The 18,342-nt window shown below is 57.2% G+C and carries 19 protein-coding genes; 11 read left to right on the top strand and 8 right to left on the bottom strand.

Features of this window, described 5'->3' with window-relative positions; translation table 11 throughout:
* Positions 1 to 5 precede the first annotated feature (5 nt).
* From pxpB to nei, 5 genes are read left to right on the top strand one after another with little or no spacing between them, the layout of a single operon-like run.
* Positions 6 to 662 (top strand): 5-oxoprolinase subunit PxpB, encoded by a 657-nt coding sequence (pxpB, locus tag QFI97_RS20320; protein WP_095095128.1) that lies wholly within the window; start codon positions 6 to 8, stop codon positions 660 to 662.
* Complete coding sequence (pxpC, locus tag QFI97_RS20315; protein WP_095095132.1) at positions 656 to 1,588, top strand: 5-oxoprolinase subunit PxpC; 933 nt, start codon at positions 656 to 658, stop codon at positions 1,586 to 1,588. The genes pxpB and pxpC overlap by 7 nt, the downstream gene beginning before the upstream one ends.
* Complete coding sequence (pxpA, locus tag QFI97_RS20310; protein WP_346431879.1) at positions 1,578 to 2,324, top strand: 5-oxoprolinase subunit PxpA; 747 nt, start codon at positions 1,578 to 1,580, stop codon at positions 2,322 to 2,324. Before pxpC ends, pxpA begins: the two co-directional genes overlap by 11 nt.
* 49 nt (positions 2,325 to 2,373) lie before the next feature.
* Positions 2,374 to 3,018: a pyroglutamyl-peptidase I gene (gene pcp, locus QFI97_RS20305; RefSeq protein ID WP_346431878.1), complete on the top strand. Its 645-nt coding sequence runs from the start codon at positions 2,374 to 2,376 to the stop codon at positions 3,016 to 3,018.
* Between the two features lie 15 nt (positions 3,019 to 3,033).
* Positions 3,034 to 3,825, top strand: a complete 792-nt coding sequence (nei, locus tag QFI97_RS20300; RefSeq protein ID WP_331850546.1) for an endonuclease VIII — start codon at positions 3,034 to 3,036, stop codon at positions 3,823 to 3,825.
* A gap of 68 nt (positions 3,826 to 3,893) precedes the next feature.
* On the opposite strand, the gene QFI97_RS20295 is transcribed toward nei, so the two are convergent.
* The 6 genes from QFI97_RS20295 to QFI97_RS20270 all read right to left on the bottom strand — a co-directional run bounded on the left by QFI97_RS20295 (position 3,894) and on the right by QFI97_RS20270 (position 10,992).
* Positions 3,894 to 5,279, bottom strand: a complete 1,386-nt coding sequence (locus tag QFI97_RS20295; RefSeq protein WP_346431877.1) for a sugar porter family MFS transporter — start codon at positions 5,277 to 5,279, stop codon at positions 3,894 to 3,896.
* Positions 5,280 to 5,292: 13 nt separating this feature from the next.
* Positions 5,293 to 5,796 carry an RbsD/FucU domain-containing protein gene (locus tag QFI97_RS20290; protein WP_346431876.1) on the bottom strand — a complete coding sequence of 168 codons (504 nt, stop codon included), beginning with the start codon at positions 5,794 to 5,796 and terminating at the stop codon, positions 5,293 to 5,295.
* Between the two features lie 85 nt (positions 5,797 to 5,881).
* Positions 5,882 to 7,264, bottom strand: coding sequence for a sugar porter family MFS transporter (locus QFI97_RS20285; protein WP_346431875.1), 1,383 nt, complete (start codon positions 7,262 to 7,264; stop codon positions 5,882 to 5,884).
* A gap of 14 nt (positions 7,265 to 7,278) precedes the next feature.
* A complete protein-coding gene (locus tag QFI97_RS20280) occupies positions 7,279 to 8,232 on the bottom strand; it encodes a 1-phosphofructokinase family hexose kinase (RefSeq protein ID WP_346431874.1) in 954 nt (317 codons plus the stop codon).
* Positions 8,229 to 9,572 carry an FGGY-family carbohydrate kinase gene (locus tag QFI97_RS20275; RefSeq protein WP_346431873.1) on the bottom strand — a complete coding sequence of 448 codons (1,344 nt, stop codon included), beginning with the start codon at positions 9,570 to 9,572 and terminating at the stop codon, positions 8,229 to 8,231. Before QFI97_RS20275 ends, QFI97_RS20280 begins: the two co-directional genes overlap by 4 nt.
* A 22-nt stretch (positions 9,573 to 9,594) precedes the next feature.
* Complete coding sequence (locus QFI97_RS20270; protein ID WP_346431872.1) at positions 9,595 to 10,992, bottom strand: FAD-binding oxidoreductase; 1,398 nt, start codon at positions 10,990 to 10,992, stop codon at positions 9,595 to 9,597.
* A 167-nt stretch (positions 10,993 to 11,159) separates the two neighbouring features.
* Between QFI97_RS20270 and QFI97_RS20265 the strand changes: the two genes are divergently transcribed.
* Entirely contained in the window at positions 11,160 to 12,011 is an 852-nt protein-coding gene (locus tag QFI97_RS20265; RefSeq protein ID WP_331850539.1) for a class I fructose-bisphosphate aldolase, read from the top strand.
* Between the two features lie 15 nt (positions 12,012 to 12,026).
* Entirely contained in the window at positions 12,027 to 12,977 is a 951-nt protein-coding gene (locus tag QFI97_RS20260; protein WP_346431871.1) for a YhfZ family protein, read from the top strand.
* Positions 12,978 to 13,056: 79 nt separating this feature from the next.
* On the opposite strand, the gene QFI97_RS20255 is transcribed toward QFI97_RS20260, so the two are convergent.
* Both QFI97_RS20255 and QFI97_RS23540 read right to left on the bottom strand, forming a co-directional pair.
* Positions 13,057 to 14,340, bottom strand: coding sequence for a citrate synthase (locus QFI97_RS20255; RefSeq protein ID WP_346431870.1), 1,284 nt, complete (start codon positions 14,338 to 14,340; stop codon positions 13,057 to 13,059).
* A 180-nt stretch (positions 14,341 to 14,520) separates the two neighbouring features.
* Positions 14,521 to 14,652, bottom strand: a complete 132-nt coding sequence (locus QFI97_RS23540; protein WP_421672170.1) for a hypothetical protein — start codon at positions 14,650 to 14,652, stop codon at positions 14,521 to 14,523.
* 324 nt (positions 14,653 to 14,976) lie between these two features.
* On the opposite strand from QFI97_RS23540, the gene sdhC reads away from it, so the two are divergent.
* From sdhC to sdhB, 4 genes are read left to right on the top strand one after another with little or no spacing between them, the layout of a single operon-like run.
* The gene (sdhC, locus tag QFI97_RS20250; RefSeq protein ID WP_045854497.1) at positions 14,977 to 15,381 is read left to right on the top strand and encodes a succinate dehydrogenase cytochrome b556 subunit; all 405 of its coding nucleotides are present in this window, start codon (positions 14,977 to 14,979) and stop codon (positions 15,379 to 15,381) included.
* Positions 15,375 to 15,722, top strand: coding sequence for a succinate dehydrogenase membrane anchor subunit (sdhD, locus tag QFI97_RS20245; RefSeq protein WP_041144632.1), 348 nt, complete (start codon positions 15,375 to 15,377; stop codon positions 15,720 to 15,722). The genes sdhC and sdhD overlap by 7 nt, the downstream gene beginning before the upstream one ends.
* The gene (sdhA, locus tag QFI97_RS20240) at positions 15,722 to 17,488 is read left to right on the top strand and encodes a succinate dehydrogenase flavoprotein subunit (protein WP_346431869.1); all 1,767 of its coding nucleotides are present in this window, start codon (positions 15,722 to 15,724) and stop codon (positions 17,486 to 17,488) included. Before sdhD ends, sdhA begins: the two co-directional genes overlap by 1 nt.
* Positions 17,489 to 17,503: 15 nt before the next feature.
* On the top strand, positions 17,504 to 18,220 hold the full coding sequence (gene sdhB, locus QFI97_RS20235) for a succinate dehydrogenase iron-sulfur subunit SdhB (RefSeq protein WP_095095154.1): 717 nt from the start codon (positions 17,504 to 17,506) through the stop codon (positions 18,218 to 18,220).
* Positions 18,221 to 18,342: the final 122 nt, after the last annotated feature.

Genomic DNA, 18,342 nt, shown 5'->3' with positions numbered 1-18,342 from the left:
GAAAAGTGCAGCGAGCGCGTTGTTATCTGCTAGGCGAAACGGCGGTAGTTCTGGAGCTGGAGCCCCCGGTTACGCTGGAAAGTCAAAAGCGCATCTGGCGCCTGGCCCAGCGGCTGGTGGATCATGAAGATGCGGTGGACGTTATACCGGGCATGAATAATATCACCGTGGTGCTGCGCCACCCGCAGCTCATGGCGTGGGATGCGATTGAACGTTTGCAGCGCTGGTGGGAAGAGAGTGAAGCCCTTGAGCCTGAGTCGCGGGAGATTGCGATCCCGGTCATCTACGGCGGAGAAGCGGGGCCCGACCTCGCCGAGGTGGCGCGCCACTGCGGGCTGACGGAGAAGCAGGTGGTCGAGCTGCACTCGTCGGTGGAGTACGTGGTGTGGTTCCTCGGCTTCCAGCCGGGTTTTCCCTATCTCGGCGGCCTGCCGGAACGGCTGGCAATGCCGCGCCGCGCGGAGCCGCGTCTGCAGGTCGCGGCGGGTTCAGTCGGTATCGGCGGCGCGCAAACCGGCATCTATCCGCTGGCGACGCCCGGCGGCTGGCAGCTGCTGGGGCGGACGCCGCTGGCGCTATTTGATGCGCAGCGCAAGGAGCCGGCGCTGCTGCGGTCTGGGGACAGAGTACGCTTCGTGCCGCAAAAGGAGGGCCTATGTTGAAGATGATTCGCGCAGGGATGTATACCTCGGTGCAGGACGGCGGCCGGGAAGGGCAGCGCCAGTCGGCTATCAGCCGCTGCGGCGCGCTGGATAAGCCGGCGCTGACCATCGCTAACCTGCTGGTGGGGAATGACGCCAACGCGGCCGCTCTGGAGATCACTCTTGGGCAGGTGGATATTGAGTTTGAACAGGACTGCTGGTTTGCGCTGACCGGCGCCGCCTGTGAGGCGACGGTGGGCGGCAAGCCGGTTTGGATCGGCTGGCGGACGGCGGCGCAAGCCGGCCAGCATCTGGTGCTAAAGAACCCTCAGCACGGCATCCGCAGCTATCTGGCGGTGGCGGGGGGCATCGACGTGCCGCTGGTGCTCGGTTCTCGCAGCACGGACCTGAAGGTCGGGATCGGCGGGCTGGAGGGGCGGCGCCTGAAGGACGGCGATCGGCTGACGTCGGGCAAGCCGTCCCGCCATTTCAGCGGCCCGCAGGGCGTCAAACAGCTGCCCATCGGCAACCGCATTCGCGCGCTGCCCGGGCCGGAATATCATGAGTTCGACAGTACCTCGCAGGCCTCTTTCTGGCGTTCGCCGTGGCAGCTGAGCGCGCAGAGCAACCGGATGGGCTACCGCCTGCAGGGACAGCCGCTTACGCGCACGACCGATCGCGAAATGCTCTCTCACGGCCTGCTGCCCGGCGTGGTGCAGGTGCCGCATAGCGGCCAGCCGATTGTGCTGATGAACGATGCGCAAACCACCGGCGGCTATCCGCGTATCGCGAGCATCATTGAGGCGGATATGTACCAGCTGGCGCAAATTCAGTTGGGTCAGCCGATTCACTTTGTTTCCTGTTCGCTGGAGGAGGCGCTGAAAGCGCGCGCCGACCGCCAGCGTTACCTGGACCAGCTGGCGTGGAGGCTTAACGATGAAGATTGACCTTAATGCCGATCTTGGCGAAGGCTGCGCCAACGATAGCGCTCTTTTGCAGCTGATCTCTTCCGCCAATATCGCCTGCGGCTTTCACGCCGGCGATGCGCTGCTGATGCATCAGTGCGTGCGCGAGGCGCTAAAAAATGGCGTTGCGATTGGCGCGCATCCGGGTTATCCGGACCGACAAAACTTTGGCCGTACCGCGATGCAGCTACCGCCGGAGACGGTTTACGTCCAGACGCTGTACCAGATTGGCGCCCTGGCCGCGATTGCCCGCGCCGAGGGCGGCGATCTGCAGCACGTCAAGCCGCACGGGATGCTGTACAACCAGGCGGCAAAAGAGGCACCGCTGGCGGATGCGATTGCCAGAGCCGTTCGCGATTTTAACCCCGGGCTGGTGCTGATTGGGCTGGCGGGGAGCGAGCTGATTCGGGCAGGCCAGCATTACCGGCTATCCACCCGCCAGGAGGTTTTCGCCGATCGGGGATATCTGGCCGACGGCAGCCTGGTGCCGCGTTCACAGCCCGGCGCGTTGATTGCCGACGAGGAGCAGGCGCTGGCGCAAACGCTGGAGATGGTGCAGCACCAGCGGGTGCGCAGCGTGACCGGCGAGTGGGCGCACGTCATGGCTGAAACCGTTTGTCTGCACGGAGACGGGGAGCACGCGCTGGAGTTTGCCCGCCGTTTACGCGCGGCGTTTGCCGGACGCAACATTCAGGTCAGCGCGGCGTTGGAAGAGTAGCCAGATAGTGACAACCTACGATGACGATGCAGGGAGAGGAGAAGGGAGCATGGCTGGCGTATTGATTACCGGTTTCGAGCCATTTGACGGCGAAGCGCTTAACCCTTCATGGGAAGTGGTAAAGCGACTTGATGGCGCTATTATTGCCGGAGAGCGCGTCGTGGCGCGACGGCTGCCCTGCGTTTTTAACGAGGCGCTGACGGTGCTTCACGCCGCGCTGGATGAGCTCAACCCCGCGTTGACCCTTGCCGTTGGCCAGGCGGGAGGGCGGGCTGATATTACCGTTGAACGCGTGGCGATAAACATCGACGATGCGCGGATCCCGGATAACAAGGGCCAGCAGCCGATCGATCTGCCGATCGTGGCCGGCGGTCCGACCGCCTGGTTTAGCAGCGTGCCGATCAAAGCGATCGTCGCCGCGCTGCGCCAGCAGGGCATTCCCGCATCGGTATCACAAACGGCGGGGACGTTCGTGTGCAATCACGTGATGTACGGTTTGCTGCACCGGCTGCAGGGTAAAGCTGGCGCAAAAGGCGGCTTTATTCATATTCCGTATCTGCCGGAGCAGGCTGCGGCCCATCCCGGCGAGGCGAGTATGGCGCTGGAAACGATACGAGCGGCGCTGGAAACGGCGATTGCCGTGGCTCTGACCCACGACGACGATCTCAGCCTTACCGGCGGCGCGACGCACTAACAGAAGGACGACATTATGCCGGAAGGTCCGGAAATCCGCCGCGCGGCGGACAGCCTGGAATTGGCGATTAAAGGCGAGCCCCTGACCGAAGTGTGGTTTGCCTTCCCGCAGCTGCAGCCCTGGCAGCCTGAGCTGGTGGGCCAGCGGGTGACGCATATTGAGACGCGCGGCAAAGCGCTGCTGACGCATTTCTCCGGCGGGCTGACGCTGTACAGCCACAATCAGCTGTACGGCGTGTGGCGCGTGGCGGCGGCAGGAGAGCAGCCGTCGACCAACCGCATTTTGCGCGTCAGGCTACAGACGGCGGAGAAGGCGGTGCTGCTCTACAGCGCTTCGGATATTGAAATATTGACCCCGGCGCAGTTGGCAGTACACCCTTTCTTACTCCGGGTCGGCCCCGACGTGCTGGATATGACCCTGACGCCTGAAGAGGTAAAGGCCCGTCTGCTATCGGCAAAATTCCGTCAGCGTCAGTTTTCCGGCCTGCTGCTGGACCAGGCATTCCTCGCCGGGCTGGGCAACTATCTGCGCGTCGAAATCCTCTGGCAGGTGGGGTTGACCGGGCGGCACAAGGCCTCGGAGCTGACGGACGGGCAGCTCGATGCTCTGGCGCAGGCGCTGCTGGAGATCCCGCGTTTATCCTACAGTACCCGCGGCCAGGTGGATGACAATCTGCATCATGGGGCGCTGTTTCGTTTTAAGGTTTTCCACCGCGACGGCGAGCCCTGCGAACGCTGCGGCACGCTTATCGAGAGAACCATGCTCTCATCCCGACCGTTCTACTGGTGCCCCGGCTGCCAGCTTTAAAGCGCTTGCTAACCCTGCGCGTAGACGGGCAGGGTTAGCGTGTTTTTTGAGGGCTGGCCGTGCCGTATTCAGGCCGCGCTCATCTCGGCGCTGATTTGCTCAAGGGATTTATCTTTGGTCTCCGTTACGCAGAAGAGATTGAGTAAAAACCATAGCAGGCAGCACAATCCGTAGAGCAGGAAAGGGAAACTGCCGTTGAACCACTCGTTGAGCACGCGGCTATCCATCAGCATCGGGAAGGTCTGGGAGACAATAAAGCTACCGCTCCAGATTAAAAATGTCGCCCACGACATCAGCTTACCGCGAATAATGTTTGGTGATAGCTCCGGGATAATTATCCATAGAATAGGTCCGACGGTTCCGCCAAAAAATAAAATATAGATAATCATAATAACCAGCATAAAGATGCTGGTGATGCCCATCCATATTAAAATTCCGAGCAGCATAAGCGATACAAAGCAGACAAACGATCCCACGATCAAGAGCTTACGCCGACCATATTTATCCACCCGGTATACGGCCCATACTGCAGCGGCAAAAAATGCGCTGCCGATAATAATTTGCTGATAATAGGCGGTGCGTTCGTTCGCGATTCCAATATTTTCAAGTAATACGTTGCCATAATACAGGACGGCGTTAATGCCGCAAAGATTTGCCAGCAGCGCCACGGCGAGGATCGTAAATGATACCCGGCGGTATTTTTTCGATAATAGTGAGGTGGTTACCCCTGAGCTACCGGCCCCGCTAGCGGAAAATGAGCGTTTAATTTCCGATAATGCAGTGGTACAGTCATAGTCCTCGCCATTAATATATTTCATTATCTTATTTGCTTCGGCATCCCTGTTTTTACCCATTAGCCAACGCGGGGATTCTGGCAAAAAGCAGACAAGGATCATAAACAAACAGCCGGGAAGCGCCATGGCGCCTAACATAAGGCGCCATGAATATTGGGTCGCCCATGCCTGGTCTGGCGCCTGTGCGGCGACCAGCGCATTTACCAGATAGACCAGCAGGATGCCGAAAGCGATCATCATCTGGTAAAAACCCAGCGTTTTACCGCGTATTTCTTGTGCCGATATTTCGCCGATATACACGGGGGCGGTTGCCGAACCCAGGCCCACTCCGACGCCACCAAGGATTCTGAACAGGATAAACAGGGTAAAGTTATAGGGGAATGCGGTGAATATCCCCGCTAAAAAAACCAGTAACCCGGAGATCAGTAATGCTTTTTTCCGCCCCAAAGAGTTATTGATAAACTGCCCGCTCAGCGCGCCTATCATAAACCCTAAAACGACCGAAGAAACCGCCCATCCGGTACCGATAGCATCGAGTGAAAAATATTTACTGAGATGAGAAATTGCCCCGGCGATAACTGCGGAATCAAAACCATACAACAACCCCGCTAATGAGGCAATGAGGGACAGTTTATAACTCATATGATGTGTTGTATTCATGTGCAGGCATCCATCAGTAAATTTTTTTTATTTTGGGTACGGCCTTGTCGATAATGCGCCGGGAGCGTTCAATATATTCAGGGATGATTTTCATGGAGTCATCGAACCAGGCATCAGGATCGGTGCTGGCGACCAGCGCAAAGTTTCCCCAGGGCATCAGTGAACCTGAACGAATAGTCACTTTAGCCCGCGGATAAATATCGGTAACGAGATTTCTGTGCGGAATCAAGGTGAAGTCCGCACCGCTGCCGGTAAATATCTCGGTTACACGGGTGAGTAGTTTTGGATTATTATCCGGGACCTCATCGGCAAAAATAACTTCTTCGATGAAAATTTCGTTGCGCAGAACGGCGAGAATTTCAAGAAGATTGACGCTCCCGGAATAAAAGGCTAGATCGATGCGATTCGCGCTAGCGGGAATCGGCGCGCCGGCATCGGTAACTAATATAATGTCGCCATGCCCTAAACTGGCTAACGCTGAGGCGATTTGCGGATGTAGGATTTTTCCAGGTCTCATAATGTTCTCCGGATAGTGTTATTTATATAAGTAAAATACGGTACAGGGTGTCAGGCGGTGAAACGCTCCCGCCGTGGGCTAAGGACTATTTACGGTGTAATTCGAGCTCTATTTCTTCCAGCGTCTTGCCTTTAGTTTCAGGAACCATGGTCAGGACAAAAATTAGCGCGACCGCCGATGTTGCGGCAAAAATAAAGAATGTACCTGCCGCACTGATATTTTCTACGAGGACCGGGAAAAAGCGCGACACGAAGAAGTTGCCTCCCCAAAGGGCAAACGTTGCGATAGAAACCGCCACGCCGCGGATGTGAATAGGGAATATTTCTGCGATGATGACGTAGGCCACGGTGCCATAAGAGACGGCGAAAATAGCCACATAGGCGAGAATACTCAGCAGTAGCAGGGTGGTGTGCGCTTCGCTGGCGCGGAACAGCATCCCAATACAGGTTAACGCAATCGTCATACCGATAGAGCCGAAAATCAGCAGCGAACGGCGTCCGACTCTATCAATGATCCACATGGAGAGCAGGGTCGAAATAACCAGCGTCAGGCCAATCAGTACGGTAAAAGACATCGCGCCGCTGACATCCACACCCGCTGTTTTAAAGATTTCCGGGGCGTAGTAAAAAATGGCGTTAATCCCGGTAATTTGTTGAAACAGCGCCACGCAAAAGCCGACGATCAGCGCTTTACGCAGGCGCGGGGTAAATAGCTCGCTCAGCCGGGACTGGCTTTCGTTTTGTAACGCGGATTTGATCGCCGCCAGCTGCTGCCTGGCCGTTGCCTCATCCGGATTAATTTTCCGCAGTACATCGAGCCCTTTCGCATCATGCCCCTTGCGCAGCAGCCAGCGTGGGCTTTCCGGCACCCATGCCAGCAGGATCAGAAAGATCGCCGCCGGGGCGATGCCGGTCGCGAAGATAACCCGCCAGCCGTATTCGATATTCCACGCTTCGCTGGCGCTGCTGGCGATGATTGCCGCAATCGAAAAAATAGCCAGATTGCCCACGCAGTTAAAAAGCTGATTTAACGAGACCAGCCGACCGCGAATGTGCGCTGGAGAAACCTCGGCGATGTAGAGCGGCGCGATGGTTGTTTCCACGCCAATACCAACCCCCACGAGGATGCGAAACCACACCAGCATCTCCGCCGAGGTCGCTATGGCCTGACCGAGTACGCCAAAAATAAAAATCAGCGCCGTCAGCAGCAGAACTTTTTTTCGTCCTACCGCATCGGAAAGCGGTCCCGCCAGCGCTACGCCGATGATACAGCCCACGATAATCGACGACGTCACCCAGCCGATACCGTTCGCATCAAGGGTGAATTTACTTTGTAAAAAACCTACGGATCCGGAAATACTGCCGTTATCAAAACCAAACAGAAACCCGCCGACGGCGGTCACTATGGAGATCAACAGAACGTTACGCATCCAGGCGTTTTTTGCTGAGATAGAGGCATGATTGACCATAATACACTCCGTTATTAAGCGGGTGAGCGTACCGCGCGTACCGCGCAGCGTTGTTGTAATACATGAAGGCTGACATCGGCGGCCAGGCCTGCCGTTGAGCTGGCCGCATTGGCCGCGCCGCAGGCCGCCGCGAGCGTCAGGTGCGCCGCCCAGCCCGACTGCGGTCGGGCCAGCAGGCTGGCGATGAGCCCGGCGCAGTACGCATCGCCAGAGCCAACCGCGCTGAGCGTCGCCACTGCGGGGGCGGCGACTGTAAAATTTCCGTCCGGCGTAAGCGCCTGGGTTGGCTGCTGTCCATCGGTAATAATCACGCAGCGCACGCCCTGTGCGAGCCAGTGGTTGGGTAAGTCGTCCGCCGTCTCTGCGTTGGCCTGCCGCAGCTCATCGCGGTTGATTTTGATGATGTCGGGCAGCGCGGCGGCGGATTGCAGCAGTGCTGCTCCGTGAGTATCGAGCAGCGAAAGGACGCCATGTTCGCGGGCCAGGGATATCCAGCGCCCGTACTCGTCCGGCGTCAGGTTCTGCGCCAGAGAACCGGTGCAGACAACGGCGCTGGCGCGAGGAAGCTCCGTCGCCAGCATGCTCCACAAACGACGGTATTCCTCGGGCTGAATAGCCGGGCCAACGGCGTTGTAGACGCTGGCTTTGTCCGGTGCTTTTTGCTCCGTCACCACCTCACAGATGCGGGTGCTCGCGGCAATCTCGCACCAGCGTCCCTCCAGCCCTTCCTCGGCCAGCAGCTCGCGGCATAGCCGACCCGTCGCGCCGCCAAGAAAACCGAGCAGCAGGGGCTCCGGCGCGTTTTCCAGCTGTAGCTGAAGCTGGCGTAAAACGCGCGCCACGTTTACCCCTTTCCCGCCGGCCAGGGTTTTATCGTTCAGCAGGCGATGGACCGTTCCGGGACGCTGTTGGTCGACCAGCAGCAGACGTTCAATAGCCGTATTCAGCGAGGCGATAAGCACGTTCACAGGCGGTTCTCCCGGTGAGTGGTAATGAGCCAGCTTTCGCGAGCGATCATGGCGGCGCCCGTGGCAACCGGTTCAGCGAGCTCGCTGACGAACAGCGGCATTTTCCAACGGCGTTTGCGGTGCTCAAGCATCTCCTTGCGCTGGAATAGCGAGCCCATCAGCACGGCATCCTGAGGGCGGATTACGCCAATCTCGCACATCATGGTCAGCAGTCGAAATGCGCGATCGGCGATATGGTTCAAGGTTGCCTGCACGATGCTTGCCGGCTGAATACCGGCAGGCAAATGGTGCAGTGAAAACAGGCCCAGAGATTCGTCTTCATTAACCGAGACCGACACGCCAGGCGTGCGCGCCTCCTCGAGCAGCTCGCGAAACAGCGGGTCGTAATCCCCCTGATAGAGCAGTTCCGCCAGCGTCTGAATGATTTTCCCCGACGGAGTCGCACAGCCCATGACAAATTCTCCCGGCTGCCAGGTTCGTTCGATATCCACGCCAAGCTGCCAGGCGATGGGCGTATCCGGGAAGTGGGGCGTCAGCACCATCAGATATTCCGAGGTGCCGATCGAATCGAAAACGTGAGTGGGCTGGCGACTCTGAACAGCCCAGGCGGCAATAATTTGATCGTGCCCGCCGGCAAAAACGCAGGCCGCGGGATGCAGCGCCACCCCGGGGAGAGCCTGAGGCCTGATCTCCCCGCAATGCTCGCCGGTGTTAACCGTAGTCGGGAAAATTTCGGGGCGCAGTCCGAGCTTATCCAGCGTGGGTTCATGTAGGTACATCGATTGTAAATCGACGCACTGCGAGTGGGTTATTTGCGACGTGCAGGAGCGCCATTCACCGGTTAGACGCCACATGGTGTAGCTGCCGAAATCTACCCACTGGTCGGTTTGCCTCCAGAGATCGGGATGCTGCTGGCGTATCCAGCTCAGCCGTTCCGGACTCTGGTTTGGGCGCGATCGCATCCCGGAAATAGCGTAATGCTCCTGGCTATCCAGCCAGAGATGAACGTCGTCGGGCAGCGCAGTGACAGGATAGTTCTCCCACCACGCCAGCGATGGATAGATAACGTCACCATAGCGATTGACCGCCACCGACTCCTCCTGCCCGAAGGTGCCGATGGATATCGCCGCCAGCGGGCCGCAGGCGCAGGCCTCGCTGCGGGAATAATCGATGATAAGCGCAGCCACGGTTTGCCAAACCGACTGCGCATCGTGGAAGGTCAGCCCGTTGCGCTGGAGGACGGGCGTGCGGCACTTCTTCACCGCCAGCGGCTGACCTTCTTCGTCGATGCCGATAATTTTTATATGCGTGGTGCCAATATCAATGCCGAGAAACCACATGGTGATGACCCTCAATTAAGCGTTATAGCCCCAGTTTGCCAGGGTTGAGAATGCCATTTGGATCGAGCGCCTGCTTGACGCGTCGCAGCAGTATATGCGCCGAACCAAGCGATTCTCGGGCATAGGGTGAGCGTACCAGTCCGCCGCCGTGGTGGTGCGAGAGCTCGGCGTTGTGCGCCAGGCAGACGCGCATCGCTTCCCGCCATATAGTGCGAAGCTTGTCTACCGCCTCGGCGTCGTTGGTTTCGTGTCCGAGAAGGATCATGTACATGGAGGTCCCCTGCGGGTAGACGTGGGAGAAATGCGAGAGAACTTCGCCGGCCAGCGGCGTCAGCGCTTGATTCAGGTCGTGATACAGGCTGGCAATACCATCCCAGGTATGGGCGACTTCGATGGTTTCGGCAAAGCCGCCGCTGCAATCCAGCAGCTTTTCGACCGTTGAGAAGTCGAAGCGGCGATCCATCCACTGGAGTACGCCCTGAGTACCGAGCGATTTGCCGCCGTGACGCTGGACAAGGGTCATAAATGCGTCCATTTCCGCACGGGCAACGGCCTCAACGCCCTGAGTGCCGAGAAACATCACCGGCTTTTCCTGAGCCGGATTTTGCATAGCATGGCGGGCTTCGGTGGGATCGTACAGCCGGAGGAGGAAAGGGCGCAGCCCGGCCATCGCCTGTTCGCGCATGATCTGCAGTCCGGCTTCTACGGAGGGCAGCTCCAGGGTGTCGTAAAGACGCGTTTGCGGCAGCGGGAATATCTTGAGCTGCACTGAGGTTACTACGCCCAGCGTTCCTTCGGCGCCGATAAATAGCTGGCGTAGATCCGGCCCCATCGCCGCGCGCGGCGAGGCTTTCAGCCGTACCTTTTCACCCGTTGCGAGGATAACCGTATAGGCGGTAATGAGATCTTCAATTCCGCCGTAGTAAGAGGAGAACTGGCCGGTCGCCAGCGTTGATAGCCAGCCACCGACGCTGGACAGGTACAGCGATTGCGGCGAGTGTCCTAGCGTCCAGCCCATCTGCTGCAGTTCATCTTCCAACTGGCCGCCGTTGTAGCCGGCGGAGACTTCGACGGTCAGGTTGGTCGTATTGATTGCGCGCTGATGCGCCATGGCGGTGAGATCGAGGACTATACCGCCCCGCGTGGGTAGCGGCTGTCCGGTAACCGAAGAAGCCAGAGCCCGAGGGGTGACCGGCGTATCGTTGGCCGTCGCCAGCGCGAGCACCTGCTGGATCTGTTGCTCATCGGTGACCTTCACCACAACGTCCGCCTGGTAATCATGGCACCCTAAGCGCCTGAGCTTTGTCGACAGTGGCCATGTATCGTGGCTTGAGGCCTGAAGGGTTTCGCGGTCGCTCAGTACCTGCTGTTCTGGCAATATATTTTTCAAGGCGCTAATGAGATGAGAAATGTCCGGCATACCGACTCCTGCATTGACAATTGTAGAGAACATCCTGGCGGTCTGGCGGAGAGAACGCGCTCAGGGATAATTCATTGACATCGTGTTGATGGCTAATATACGATCAATTTGCAGAAAGCTGCAAATTGCATTTTATTTTTTTAGTCAACTTTGTGAAGGAGAGCAAGATGGATTCCCGTACCGGCAAGGCAGTTCGTTTAAGTCGTATTTTGCGCCCGGAAACAGGGCACGCGGTGGTCGTCGCCGCCTCCCACGGGGTGATGTCCGGCCCACCGTCGGGGCTGAAAACCCGTGGGGATATTGAAAGCGTCTTTGCCCAGCTGCGCGGCGCGGATGGGGTGATGGTTTCGCCGGGGATGATCCCGCTGGTGGATCAGACGTTTATGGGGCGCGACAGGCCGGGGTTTGTGCTACATCTCGACTGGAAAAACCACGCGCGTTCGATCTATACGCCGGGAAAAGATGGCCGCAGCGAAGGCGTACTGGTGCAGCTGGCAGAAATTAGCGAGGTGGCCGCCAGCGGTATTGATGCAGTGATGACCTATATGTACCTCGGGCAGAAGGATACGGCGCTGGAACAGGCGGAAATTGCGCGCAACGCGCGTATTGTTCGCGAATGTGAACGATACGGTATCGCGGTGATTATCGAACCCCGCTCGGCGCTGGAGGGCATCGATCCCGACGCGCTTAGCGCCGGGGTGATGAGTATGTACTGCCGGATTGCCGCCGATATCGGCGCGGATCTGGTGAAGGCGCTTTGGCCCGGCTCGGTGGAGGATTTTGCTGCGGTAACAAGCACCTGCTATACTCCGGTGCTGCTGGCAGGCGGTGCGGGCGGCGAAGATCCGCAGTCAACGCTGCAGCTGGCGGCCGATGCCATGCAGGCGGGAGCGAAAGGGGTCATGTTTGGACGACGTATTTTCCGCGCGCAGCGGCCGGCCGGCGTGCTTCGCGCGCTGAATGCCGTGGTGCATGAAAACCACAGCGTTGAACGGGCGCTGCGGCTTCTGGAACAGTAAGAGTTGACGGAAACAATGACGGTTATTGCGCGCGATGCGAAACAGCTTTCTCCGGTCGCATTTATTGCCCGTACGATTATCTCGCTTGGGCTATCCGGCCGTCTGCCGACCACCTCCTGGTTTCAGGAGGTGCTGGATATCGGCTCTGGTACGGTGCAAAAGGCGCTGCAGGAGCTGAAAAAAGACGGCGCGGTCAATCTCGTCTCTCGCGGGCACCAGGGGACATTTGTCGTCTCCTGGGATTTCCCGACGCTCTGGGACGCCGCGCGCATGCCGCCGGTGCATATCCTGCTGCCGCCTCGAGGCTCCCTCGAAGCGACGCAGGTGGCCTCCGCGTTTGTACAGCAGTCCGAATGCTGGGGTGTGGTCACCACCGTCGGCTACCTGCGCGGCGCGCGTTCGCGCCTGGCCGCTTTTGAGCAGCATGCGGTGGATATTGTTCTGCTCTCTTCCGGTTCTGCACAAATGCTGATGGCGGATGCCGCCGAACAGGGCTTCGAACTCTTTGACGTCGGCTACGGAAGCTACTATCGGCCGGGTAGTCTGGTGGTGGTGGAGAAAACCGATGCGGCGTTAGCCCGGCGCCCGCGCGTCGGCATCGATTTTCATTCCAGCGATCATCAGCGGCTGACGCGAGCCCAGTTCCCGGAAGCGGATTATGAGTATGTGGAAGTGGACTTTACCCTGCTGCCGCGTTCCGTTTTTCTCGGCGAAATTGATACCGGCGTCTGGCATCAGCAAGCATCGCTGATTCCGCTGGATAAGGTTGGGCTGAACATTTGTCCGCTGGATAATTCGTCCGCGCAGGCGCTGGCCAAAGAGATTTCCAGCGCGGTACTGGTGGTCCGCTCGTCCTCTCCCGTAGCCCAACTGCTGCATCAGCTCGATCTTCCGCGCCTGCAGCAGCAATCATCTCAGGCGTTCGATAGCCTCAATGACGTTCAGCTGGCGTTTCGTCTGCCCTGAATGGTGCTCAGATAGCGGCGATATCGCAGCCATAAAAAAACGCGCCCTGAAGGCGCGTTTTTTGTTGCCGAAATCTGGCTTAGTGCTTGATGTCGCACTTGAAATCGCGTTTGTCGTAGCCGGTGTACAGCTGACGCGGACGGGCAATTTTCATGCCGTCGCTGTGCATTTCGTTCCAGTGGGCAATCCAGCCTACGGTACGCGCCATCGCGAAGATAACGGTAAACATGGAGGACGGAATGCCCATCGCTTTCAGGATGATACCGGAGTAGAAATCGACGTTCGGATAGAGTTTCTTCTCGATGAAGTACGGGTCGTTGAGCGCAATATGCTCAAGCTCCATCGCCACTTCCAGCAGATCGTCTTTGGTGCCCAGCTCTTTCAGCACTTCATGGCAGGTTTCACGCATTACGGTTGCGCGCGGGTCGTAGTTTTTGTACACGCGGTGGCCGAAGCCCATCAGGCGGAAAGAGTCATTTTTATCTTTCGCGCGACGAACAAATTCCGGAATGTGTTCAACGGAGCTGATCTCTTCCAGCATCTTCAGCGCCGCTTCGTTTGCGCCGCCGTGCGCCGGTCCCCACAGGGAGGCGATGCCCGCGGCGATACAGGCGAACGGGTTCGCGCCTGAGGAGCCTGCGGTACGGACGGTTGAGGTCGAGGCGTTCTGTTCGTGGTCAGCGTGGAGGATCAGAATACGGTCCATTGCGCGTTCCAGTACCGGATTTACCTCATAGGTTTCACACGGCGTGGAGAACATCATGTTGAGGAAGTTACCCGCGTAGGAGAGGTCGTTGCGCGGATAAACAAAAGGCTGGCCGATTGAATATTTGTAACACATGGCTGCCATTGTCGGCATTTTGGACAGCAGACGGAACGCTGCGATATCACGGTGGCGCGGATTATTAACGTCCAGGGAGTCGTGATAAAACGCCGCCAGCGCGCCGGTAATACCGCACATCACCGCCATCGGATGCGAGTCGCGACGAAACGCATGGAACAGACGGGTAATCTGCTCGTGGATCATGGTGTGGCGGGTAACGGTGGTTTTGAACTCTTCGTACTGGGCCTGATCCGGCTTTTCACCGTTCAGCAGGATGTAGCATACTTCGAGGTAGTTGGACTCGGTCGCTAGCTGATCGATCGGGAAACCACGGTGGAGCAGAATACCTTCATCACCGTCGATAAAAGTGATTTTAGATTCACACGATGCGGTTGAAGTGAAACCAGGGTCAAAGGTAAATACGCCTTTTGAACCAAGACTACGAATATCAATAACATCCTGGCCGAGCGTGCCTTTTAGCACATCCAGTTCGATAGCAGTATCACCACCTAGGGTGATTTTTGCTTTTTCATCAGACATTTATGGTCTCCTTAGCGCCTTTATTGCTTAAGACTGCCGGGGGGGATTTGCCTTCGGCTCGTGCCTGATTACGTTACCAGTTTGTTATGTTGCACACAGCTCTGCGACAGCGGAATTGGCAGGGTACAGAGCAAAGGCGCTTGATGGAACGTTTTCAGTTTACGACGAAATAACAGCAAATCAGCGTTTTAGCAGCCCGAATTTGAAAATCGTTATACCACTAATAACCGTCCTGATTACATTGGTCAATACCGTCACACTGTTGCATAACTTATTCTCAGGTGAAAGAGTGACCCCATAACTTTTGAGCATTATTGCATTTATCTGGTGATGGTTGTAACAAGAATGTTTAATATTTGTCAAATCAGGTGATTAAATTTTAAAATAATGTTGTTATCGTGATATTGATCACTGTTCGGGACAAAACCCGACAAACTATATGTAGGTTAATTGTAATGATTTTGTGAACGGCCTATACTGCCGCCAGGTCTCCGGAACACCCTGCAATCCCGAGCCACCCAGCGTTGTTTGGTCACGTTTTCGCTCCTGGAAAGGGGGTTATTCATGACTACAGGTTATAGAAAGGACGCTGTCTGACCCGCAAGCAGACCGGAGGAAGGAAACAATAAGAACAGCATGTGGGCGTTATTCATGGTAAGAAATGTGAAAAAACAAAGACCTGTCAATCTGGATCTGCAAACGATCCGGTTCCCAATCACGGCGATAGCGTCCATTCTCCATCGCGTATCCGGTGTGATCACCTTCGTGGCGGTCGGGATTCTGCTTTGGCTGCTGGGCACCAGTCTTTCCTCTCCCGAAGGTTTCCTCACTGCAGCATCCATTATGGATAGCTTCTTCGTGAAATTCATTATGTGGGGCATTCTGACCGCATTGGCTTATCACGCTGTGGTTGGTATCCGCCACCTGATGATGGACTTTGGCTACCTGGAAGAAACCCTCGAAGTAGGGACACGCTCCGCCAAGATTTCTTTTGTTATTACTGTCGTGCTTTCACTTCTCGCAGGAGTCCTCGTATGGTAAGCAACGCCTCAGCACTGGGACGCAACGGCGTACATGACTTCATTCTGGTTCGTGCCACCGCTATCGTTCTGACCCTCTACATCATCTATATGGTCGGCTTTTTTGCCACCACGGGTGAAATTTCATGGGAAGTCTGGACGGGTTTTTTCTCCTCCGCGTTCACTAAAGTCTTCACCCTGTTGGCCCTCGTCTCCATCCTGATCCACGCCTGGATCGGTATGTGGCAGGTACTGACGGACTACGTTAAACCACTGGCTGTGCGCCTGGTTCTGCAACTGCTTATCGTTGTTGCGCTGGTGGCTTACGTTCTTTATGGATTTGTTGTGGTGTGGGGTGTGTAATGAAATTGCCTGTCAGAGAATTTGATGCTGTTGTGATTGGTGCCGGTGGCGCAGGTATGCGCGCGGCGCTGCAAATTTCCCAGAGCGGCCAGTCCTGTGCGCTGCTCTCCAAAGTGTTCCCTACTCGTTCCCATACCGTTTCCGCTCAGGGTGGCATCACCGTTGCGCTCGGTAATACCCATGAAGATAACTGGGAATGGCACATGTACGACACCGTAAAAGGGTCGGACTATATTGGTGACCAGGACGCCATTGAATATATGTGCAAAACCGGTCCGGAAGCGATTCTCGAACTGGATCATATGGGCCTGCCGTTCTCGCGTCTCGAAGATGGCACCATTTATCAACGTCCGTTTGGCGGCCAGTCGAAAAACTTCGGCGGCGAGCAGGCGGCACGTACCGCGGCGGCGGCTGACCGTACCGGCCACGCCCTGCTGCATACCCTGTATCAGCAAAACCTGAAAAACCACACTACTATCTTCTCCGAATGGTACGCGCTGGATCTGGTGAAAAACGCCGACGGCGCGATCGTTGGCTGTACCGCGCTGTGTATCGAAACCGGTGAAGTGGTCTACTTCAAGGCCCGTGCGACCGTGCTGGCTACCGGTGGTGCAGGTCGTATTTATCAATCAACCACTAACGCCCACATCAACACCGGCGACGGCGTTGGGATGGCTATCCGCGCCGGCGTTCCGGTGCAGGATATGGAAATGTGGCAGTTCCACCCGACCGGTATTGCCGGAGCCGGGGTGCTGGTCACCGAAGGCTGCCGCGGTGAAGGCGGCTATCTGCTGAATAAACACGGCGAACGCTTCATGGAGCGCTATGCTCCAAATGCGAAAGACCTGGCGGGTCGTGACGTGGTGGCGCGTTCCATCATGATCGAAATCCGTGAAGGCCGCGGCTGCGATGGTCCGTGGGGCCCGCACGCCAAGCTGAAGCTTGATCATCTGGGCAAAGAAGTTCTCGAATCCCGCCTGCCGGGTATCCTCGAACTGTCGCGTACCTTTGCGCACGTTGACCCGGTTAAAGAGCCGATTCCGGTTATCCCAACCTGCCACTATATGATGGGCGGTATTCCGACCAGAGTAAGCGGCCAGGCGCTGACCGTTAACGAGCAGGGCGAAGATGTCGTTATCCCTGGGCTGTTCGCCGTCGGCGAAATTGCCTGCGTATCGGTCCACGGCGCTAACCGTCTGGGCGGCAACTCGCTGCTTGACCTGGTGGTGTTCGGCCGCGCGGTCGGCGTGCATCTGCAGGAATCTATCGCCGAGCAGGGCGAGCTTCGCGACGCGACGGAAGAAGAAGTTGATGCTTCTCTGGCGCGCCTGAACCGTTGGAACGGCAACCGTAACGGCGAAGACCCGGCCGAAATCCGCAAAGCGCTGCAGGAATGTATGCAGCACAACTTCTCGGTATTCCGCGAAGGCGATGCGATGGCGAAAGGGCTTGAGCAGCTGAAGGCGATCCGCGAGCGTCTGAAAAACGCGCGCCTCGACGACACCTCCAGCGAGTTCAACACCCAGCGCGTTGAGTGCCTGGAGCTGGATAACCTGATGGAAACCGCATACGCAACGGCGGTCTCTGCCAACTTCCGTACCGAAAGCCGTGGCGCGCATAGCCGCTTCGACTTCCCGGAACGTGACGATGAAAACTGGCTGTGCCATTCCCTGTATCTGCCAGAGTCGGAAGCCATGACGCGTCGTAGCGTCAACATGCAACCGAAGCTGCGCCCGGCATTCCCGCCGAAGATTCGTACTTATTAATGCGGAGACAGGAAAATGAAACTCGAGTTTTCAATTTATCGTTATAACCCGGACGTTGACGATGCTCCGCATATGCAGGATTACAGCCTGGAAGCGGAAGACGGTCGCGACATGATGCTGCTGGACGCCCTGATGCAGCTGAAGGAAAAAGACCCGTCGCTCTCATTTCGTCGTTCCTGCCGTGAAGGGGTCTGTGGCTCCGACGGTCTGAACATGAACGGTAAAAACGGTCTGGCGTGCATCACGCCGATCTCCGCGCTGAATAAGCCGGGTAAGAAAATTGTTATCCGTCCGCTGCCAGGTTTACCGGTTATCCGCGATTTGGTTGTAGACATGGGGCAATTCTATGCACAATATGAGAAGATTAAGCCTTACTTGTTGAATAATGGGCAAAATCCTCCGGCTCGTGAGCATCTGCAGATGCCTGAGCAGCGTGAGAAACTCGACGGGCTGTACGAATGTATTCTGTGCGCATGTTGTTCAACGTCCTGCCCGTCCTTCTGGTGGAACCCGGACAAATTTGTCGGCCCGGCAGGATTACTGGCGGCGTATCGCTTCCTGATCGATAGCCGCGATACCGAAACCGACAGCCGCCTGGAAGGGTTGAGCGATGCTTTCAGCGTATTCCGCTGTCATAGCATTATGAACTGCGTCAGTGTTTGTCCTAAGGGGCTGAACCCGACGCGCGCCATCGGCCATATCAAGTCGATGCTGCTGCAGCGCAGTGCGTAAGTAACCCGGTCTGTCCCGGATGGCGCTATCGCTTATCCGGGCTACCCGAAGCAGTAGCCCCGGCAGCGTTTGTGCCGCCGGGAAATGAATACCCTAAATAATTCGAGTTACAGGAAGGCGGC

It is taken from the genome of Klebsiella scottii, assembly GCF_036561945.1.
In the GTDB taxonomy this organism is placed as follows: domain Bacteria; phylum Pseudomonadota; class Gammaproteobacteria; order Enterobacterales; family Enterobacteriaceae; genus Klebsiella; species Klebsiella scottii.
Note: the sequence above shows the minus strand (reverse complement) of the source record. Positions and strands in the feature narration are given on the sequence as shown.